This is a genomic window from Chitinophaga sp. (assembly GCF_035564935.1).
Lineage (GTDB): Bacteria > Bacteroidota > Bacteroidia > Chitinophagales > Chitinophagaceae > Chitinophaga.
In genome coordinates this window covers 1-7,369 of record NZ_DATMTE010000243.1, presented here as the reverse complement: position 1 = coordinate 7,369, position 7,369 = coordinate 1, and the positions used below count along the sequence as shown (strand labels likewise).

Sequence of the window (7,369 nt, the reverse complement as noted above, 5' to 3'; positions counted from 1 at the left end):
GATCTGAAACCTTATGGAAAAAATGCCATGTTCACGATGGAATGCGTTAGCTGTCACCAGCCCATGCGCAACAATGATTTTGTGTTCACCATGCCTACGCAGCATACTGTTGCATCGTTGCCTGATACGCCGTTGCTGAAGCTGCACGAATGGAAAGTGATCACCAGCGGCATCGGGAAAGATCCGCAAACGATGAGCACCCTGTATGGCAATGAGCGGGCAGTGTCCGGCGCAAGAAAGGGCGCGGGCTATCCGGCGGATGCCTTGCTTACGCTGGTTACCTGGAAGCTGCGGGCAGATGACCATTGGTTTGGCGCAGTGATACCGGGTACGGTGGTAACTGTGGAACAGGTGCAGTTCCAGCCGGGAAATGCCGCCCCGTTGTATAAAAAGTATACGGGTAATAAGCTGGTAGCAGATAAAGCCGGCGAAGAGGAAGCCAAAAGCAGGATTGCATACATCATCCGGCAGCGGGCCGCTGTAATGCCCTGATCATTTATCAGGACGTTTTCTTTGCCTTTTTCAGCGCGATCTTGTATTTATCAGGGGTACCGGAAATATTAATATTCCTAAAACGCACTTTTTTATCTTTATCCCGGTACTCAATTTCATCCACCTGGTCTTCATTCACTTCTTCGCGCTTTCTGCCAAAGAGCGCCTGGAAACCTACCTGGGTCACCATTTTCATGGGAATGCGCAGGTAGTAGTTCATGCTCATGTCCAGTGATTGGCTGCCGGATACTTCGATGTAACCGAGCGAAGAATTGATGTTCATATTCGGGATTTCCAGTATTCCGTTTTTCAGGGTCAGCTTATTACGAAGGGTATCAAACCTTACCATGCGGAGGTTTTTATCTTTGAAATAACCGGCCATGGCCTGCATGGGGCCAAAGTCCAGCAGCGTACCGTTGGTAATTTCAATATTCATCCGGGATTCCGTTTCACTCAGCACAGGAGTAAGATCGGGGTGCATACGCACATAGCTTTTGATCTCACCGCTTAATATACCTTTCAGGTTGTTGTTGAGTACAAAGTCCTGCCCGAAATTATCGAACTTGATGAGCATTTTGGAGATGTCTACGTTTTTAAGATAGATACCACTCCGGAAGTACAGCTTCTTCGGATCGGCGGCATTGAACATGCCGCGCATGGCAATGTGCCCGCCGGCTATATTCATGGCAATGGTATCCACTTTTATTTTCTGGTCTTCCTGCATATGAATATTAGCCAGCACATTGCTGAGCCATAGCTTCTTGTATTTGATCTTCTTTACATCTACCTGTGTTTCGAAGGTGGTGAAAGGAATACTGAATATGTTGAAGCCTGTTGCATGCAGGGAATCATTTTCCTTTACGGTGGTACGCTTTGCCGGCGCCGATGTGGCCACGGGATGGTCAGTAAAATCATAGTTCATCAGTTCATCAATATCCAGCATATCGGACCTGAACCGGAAATAGTTGCTGCGGCTCTGCTGCCGTTTACTTTTGCCGGTGGCATAACGCATGTTCAGGTTAAAATCGGTACGCCCCACTTTACCGGTAAGCGTATCCACCACAATAAAGCGGTTATTGCCATAACGGATCCTTCCGGTTACGTTCTCCACTTTAATAGGGTGCTGCTTTAATGTTCCGGAGATATTTGCAATACGGGCATCTATCCGCTTAAAAACAGTATCGTACCTGATGCTCATTTTACTGCGCAGCCACACGTTGTTGGCTTCTTCATACCAGTATCCCTGCGGGATGAATTTATGGCCGCGTTCACTCACCAGGTCGTTCACTGCCAGGCGGTCCGACTTAAAATCAAATGCCACTTCTGTATTGCCCTTTTTAATTTTATCGAACCAGATAAGGTAATTATTTAATTTTCCTTTGAATGCAAAGTTGGTGCTATCTATATTCCCGCTGAAGTTAGACACCCGCAGGCTGGTATCGTTGATGGCCACCGCCGCGTTAAAATCGTGCAAAGCATGCGGGTACTGGTGGAATTTAGCATACAGCTTTTCCACTTTGAAAGTTCCTTTAGGCAATGGATTGGGATGCAGCAGTTCATTCACCGAGGTTTCCAGCGCCAGGCCAATGTTAAACCCGGTAATTATTTCTTTAGATAAAACCGGATGGGTGGAATCAAATTTAAATAATTCGCCCAGCTGCAAACGCTTGCTGGAAGCACTGAAATTAACGGCCACCGGTTTGTTTTGCTGGTGGAATAATGCCGGCACATCGCTCACAGATCCCTGGGCCAGTATATCGGAGCTGCCTATACGAAAAGCAATGGAATCCAGTTGCAGGCGTCCCTGCTGGATTTGCGCATGTACGTTCATATTGCGTATGGGCAGATGGTAACCGGGAATGCGAAATTCGAGATCTTTTACCGTGAGCTCACTTTGCACGCCGTCTTTCAGTTTTGCCAGGCTTTCCTCCGGGATCCGCATATCCACTATCTCCCGGAAATTCATATTCAGCTTTATTTCACCGCTGATCTGTTCCAGGTCTTTGATACCGAGAAATTCCCCTACAAAACGAAGATTCAGTTCAGAATACAGCTGCATCAGGATCTGCGGATCGGTAAAGTTTTTCATCACAAAATTGCCTTTGAACACGCCGCTGCCAGGTTTGGCATTGAAGTTCAGAATATGCAGTTCGGATGTTTGCAGGTTATGTGACGCACCGTTGGTATAAAACCCTTTGAAGCCCATCTGGTCTACCTTCCGGTCGATCTTTTTATTCTGGAACCATACATTTTCGCAGCCAAAGTTGAATTGCATCAGTGGCATGATCCCTTTGCCGATGGCGCCTTTGATAATGCCGTCGAAATATACGCGGCCATCGTGCCGGTATTTGTCCAGCATGGCCGCCACATCAGCAGGTACCATGGCGAGCAGGAGGTTCAGATCGGGTTTGTCGCCTTTAACTTTCAGATCTACATAACGTTCGGTAGCCATCCCCTGCAGCTCAAGAGAGGCCTCTTCCAGCCGGATAGTACCGGGAGGCAAAGTGAGCTGTTTTTTCTGTTTATCGTATACCGCTGCCAGTGCGAAGTTCAATTGCTTATGACGAAAGAGGGTGGTGTCTGATTTACTGGTAACATCTATTTCCAGCTTACTGTCCATATCAATGGCAATACGCGCGGAGTCCATAGCAAACGCAGTTTTTATCTTATCGATATGTGCGTTCACATTTACGCCGGACATACCGTCGTGATAACTGACATCAATATTTTTCAGGATGATCTTCTTCAGGTCCAGGCTCAGTTCCTCGCTGGAATCTGCCGGGGCAGACGGGCCGCTGCTTTTAAACTCATGGGCTTTGATAAGGTCTACATCGCCATTGGCGTAACGGGCCACATGTACCCGCCCGTTGGCCAGCGCAATAATGCGGACATTATAATGCTGTTGGAGAATATCCGGTAAACTGAAGCCCACGTACAGGCGTTCCACCTGGTACAGTGGTGGCCCCTGCATTTTTTTATCTGCAAAAAAACGGACATCGTGCAGGGCAATGGAAATATAAGGGAAGTTGTTGAACGGAGAAATACTACTTTTTGTAATCACCAGCTCTCCCGCAAACTGCTTATTCAATTCCTTCACTGCCATCTGCGTGAGCCTTTCCTGCTGGCTGTATAAGATACCACCGGCTATTGTCATCACCAATAAAAATACGCCTGTGATGATCAGTAGTAGCCTGACAATTTTTTTTCCCCGCTTCATGTAAAATCCTTTCTGAACGATAAAATTATGGAAAAGTATAGTAAAAATTTATTATCTCTTAAGAACGGAGAATGATTTTTATTATTTTTAACGATTCATAAAATCTGGTTACATGAAAAGAATGATAGCGCTGTTGTTGCTCGCAGGAAGTACGCATGTTACGATGGCCCAGCAGAAAAAGCTGGACAAATTATCCGGAAACCCTGTATTCCCCGGCTGGTACGCCGATCCGGAGGGTGTAATATTTGGTAAGGAATACTGGATCTATCCCACTTATTCCGCTGCTTACGAAAAACAGGTGTTCTTTGATGCTTTCTCATCGCGCGACCTGGTAACCTGGACCAAACATCCGCAGATCCTGGATACGGCGAATGTGAAATGGGCCAAACGTGCGGTATGGGCGCCTTCGATCATAGAAAAAGATCATAAGTATTACCTGTTCTTTGGCGCCAATGATATACAAAACAACGAAGAAGTTGGCGGAATCGGTGTGGCAGTGGCCGATAATCCTGCCGGTCCGTTCAAAGATTATCTCGGTAAGCCGCTGGTGGATAAGATCATTAATAAGGCCCAACCTATTGACCAGTATGTGTTCCACGACAGCGACGGTAAATATTATCTTATCTACGGCGGATGGGGACATTGCAATATTGCACAATTGAAACCCGATTTCACCGGCTTTATTCCTTTTGCCGACGGTACCACTTTTAAAGAGATCACGCCGGAAAAATATGTGGAAGGTCCTACCATGTTCAAAAAGGACGGAAAGTATTACTTTATGTGGTCTGAAGGCGGCTGGACGGGGCCCGACTACAGCGTGGCCTATGCCATTGCCGATTCCCCGATGGGCCCCTTCAAAAGGATCGCAAAGATCCTTCAGCAGGACGCCACTATCGCCAACGGCGCTGGTCATCACTCCGTTATCGGGATTCCCAAAGAAAACCGCTGGTATATCATTTACCACCGTCGCCCGCTGACAGAAAAAGCGGCTAATTCCCGTGAAACCTGCATCGAACGGATGTATTTTGACAAAGACGGTTATATTAAACCGGTAAAAATTACCCGGGAAGGGGTTACCCGCGCCGTGATCCGATAGACAATTTCCTTTTCGCGTAAATAAAATTCCGGATACGATCACTTTGCCGGTGCTGTCTGCTCCAATTTTGCAAAATAAAAAAAAAGCAAAATATGATCAGGCAGACCGGCTTTGTATTTATACTATTAGCGCTCCTTTTTTCACCCGTGTGGTTGAGGGCGGAAGATGAAAACGCTGGCGCCATCAGGGGAAAAGTGGTGACCACAGACGGCAAAGCGGCTTCAGATGTAGTGATTCTTTTACAGGAAACCAATGAAACAGCCATTTCCGAAACGGACGGATCTTTTACATTTACCGGTATCAAGCCGGGCAGTTACCATCTCATTATCACCCTGATGGGCTACACGCCAATAGAGGAACAGGTAGTGGTGAATGCAGGAAAAACCACCAACATCAGGCTGCAGCTGGCAGTTACCAGTAAAGCCCTCAAAGAAGTGGTGGTAACGGGTAACCATAATAAACTGATTAAAACATCCAGTTACGATGTATCAAAAATGCCGCTGAAAAACCTGGAAAACCCGCAGGTGTACAGCACTATTACAAAAGAATTGTTACAGCAGCAGGTAGTGTTTTCGGTGGATGATGCCCTGAAAAATGCACCGGGTCTTACCCGCATGTGGGAGGCTACCGGCCGTGGCGGCGATGGTGGCGGTTATTATAATCTCCGTGGATTTATTACCCAGAGTAAACTGCGCAATGGCCTGGCGGGTAATGTTACGGCTAAAATTGACGCCTATAACCTGGAGCAGGTAGAAGTGATCAAAGGACCATCGGCTACCTTGTTTGGCAACAGCCTTACTTCCTACGGCGGCCTGATTAACCGCGTAACCAAAAAGCCCTACGATCATTTTGGCGGAGATGTTACCTATGCCATGGGCAGCTACGGTTTTAACCGCGTAAGCGCAGACGTAAACACACCGCTGGATAAAGAAAAAGATGTATTACTGAGAATTAATACTGCCTATAATTACGAAGGCAGCTGGCAGGATTATGGTTTCAATAAAAATTTTGCATTTGCTCCCAGTTTGTCTTACCGTGTTAATGATCGCCTTTCGTTCCTCTTTGATGCGGAGTTCTCCACCGGTCAGAACACCGGCCTGGGTGTATTTTTCTTCCCTTATATGCAACCCATGGCGGACCTTGGCACCAACCGGGCCGACGAGCTGAAAATAGATTATAAAAGGGCTTACGCAAAAAATGACCTGTACCAGACTTCCCGTAATACCAATATTTTCGGGCAGATGAAGTATAAATTGTCCGACCAGTGGACCATGAGCACCAACATCAGTTCTACCAACAGTTTTTCAAACGGTCCTTCGCCTTATTTTTATCTCCTGTCTGATGCTGCAGCTACCGGTGTAGCCGGCGCCAAAGGAAGCAATTATATTTCACGGAACGACCAGTTTACCGATAACAGCAAAGATGGTATCCTGGAAATACAGCAGAACTTCAACGGTGACTTTATGATCGGCAGCCTGAGGAACCGCTTCGTAGGCGGGTTGGATTACTTCCATCATAACTCCAACCAGTTCTTCGGTGGCGGTACCTATGACACTATTCCATCCCATGGCGATATTCCAACCTATGCCAATTTTAACCGCCGTAACCTGGATACGTTGTATGCTAACCAGGGCCTGGCATTTACTTTTCCCATTAAGAACCTTACCAATACCTATAGCGCCTATATATCGGATGTATTAAACCTGACCGATAACCTGATGATACTGGCGGCGCTCCGGGTAGATTATTTTGATAATAAGGGCAGTTATAACGATGTAAAAGGTATCTATGAAGGCAACTATAACCAAACTGCTTTTTCTCCCAAACTGGGTATCGTATATGAGCCGTTGAAAGACAGGTTGTCTGTATTCGGTAACTATCAGAATGGGTTTACCAACCAAACCGGTACCACTGCAGCAGGAGAAACGTTTAAACCGGAACAGGCCAACCAGCTGGAAGGAGGCGTGAAGCTGCAGTTGTTAAATGGCCGCATCAACAGTACGCTCAGTTACTATCATATCAAAGTGAAAGATGTGCTTCGCCCGGATCTGGCTAATCCGAATTTTTCTGTACAGGATGGAACACAGGTGAGTAAAGGGTTTGAGGCAGAAGTAATTGCGAATCCTTTCCAGGGCTTTAACATCGTGGCCGGTTATGCTTATAATGATTCCAGGTATGAAGCAGCAGCCAAAGACGTGGAAGGAATGCGCCCCGGTACTGCCGGTGCACCATCGGTAGCTAACCTGTGGCTTAGCTACCGCATCTCTGCCGGTGTGGCCGATGGCCTTGGTTTTGGCTTTGGCGGTAACTATGCCAGTGATAATAAAGTAATAAACGACCGCACTGTTGGTACTTTTATTTTGCCGTCCTACACCGTGTTGAATGGCAGTATTTTCTATGATCAGCCACGTTTCCGGGTAGCGTTTAAAATGGATAACATTACCGATAAACATTACTGGATAGGGTATTCCACTGTGAACCCGCAGAAACTGAGAAGTTTTACCGGGAGTTTGTCGTTTAAATTCTAATAAAAAAGCCGGAGTGGTAGCTCCGGCTTTTTTTAT

Annotated in this window: 3 protein-coding genes and 1 pseudogene; 3 read left to right on the top strand and 1 reads right to left on the bottom strand. The window is 46.7% G+C overall.

Annotated elements, in window-relative coordinates; genetic code table 11:
- A pseudogene (locus VN105_RS06440) lies at nt 1-492 on the top strand (hypothetical protein); the annotation flags it as partial.
- Between the two features lie 7 nt (nt 493-499).
- On the opposite strand, the gene VN105_RS06435 reads toward VN105_RS06440, so the two are convergent.
- A complete protein-coding gene (locus VN105_RS06435) occupies nt 500-3,709 on the bottom strand; it encodes an AsmA-like C-terminal region-containing protein (RefSeq protein ID WP_325639064.1) in 3,210 nt (1,069 codons plus the stop codon).
- Between the two features lie 112 nt (nt 3,710-3,821).
- Here VN105_RS06435 and VN105_RS06430 point away from each other — a divergent pair, with 112 nt between their 5' ends.
- Together VN105_RS06430 and VN105_RS06425 are read left to right on the top strand one after the other, a co-directional pair.
- Nucleotides 3,822-4,805, top strand: a complete 984-nt coding sequence (locus VN105_RS06430; RefSeq protein WP_325639063.1) for a glycoside hydrolase family 43 protein — start codon at nt 3,822-3,824, stop codon at nt 4,803-4,805.
- A 92-nt stretch (nt 4,806-4,897) separates the two neighbouring features.
- Nucleotides 4,898-7,333: a TonB-dependent receptor gene (locus VN105_RS06425; RefSeq protein WP_325639062.1), complete on the top strand. Its 2,436-nt coding sequence runs from the start codon at nt 4,898-4,900 to the stop codon at nt 7,331-7,333.
- Nucleotides 7,334-7,369 lie beyond the last annotated feature (36 nt).

What these genes read in the sequence shown, in the direction of transcription:
- VN105_RS06425 (WP_325639062.1), top strand. Translation starts at nt 4,898, where the DNA reads ATGATCAGGCAGACCGGCTTTGTATTTATACTATTAGCGCTCCTTTTT.
- VN105_RS06430 (WP_325639063.1), top strand. Translation starts at nt 3,822, where the DNA reads ATGAAAAGAATGATAGCGCTGTTGTTGCTCGCAGGAAGTACGCATGTT.
- VN105_RS06435 (WP_325639064.1), bottom strand. Translation starts at nt 3,709, where the DNA reads ATGAAGCGGGGAAAAAAAATTGTCAGGCTACTACTGATCATCACAGGC.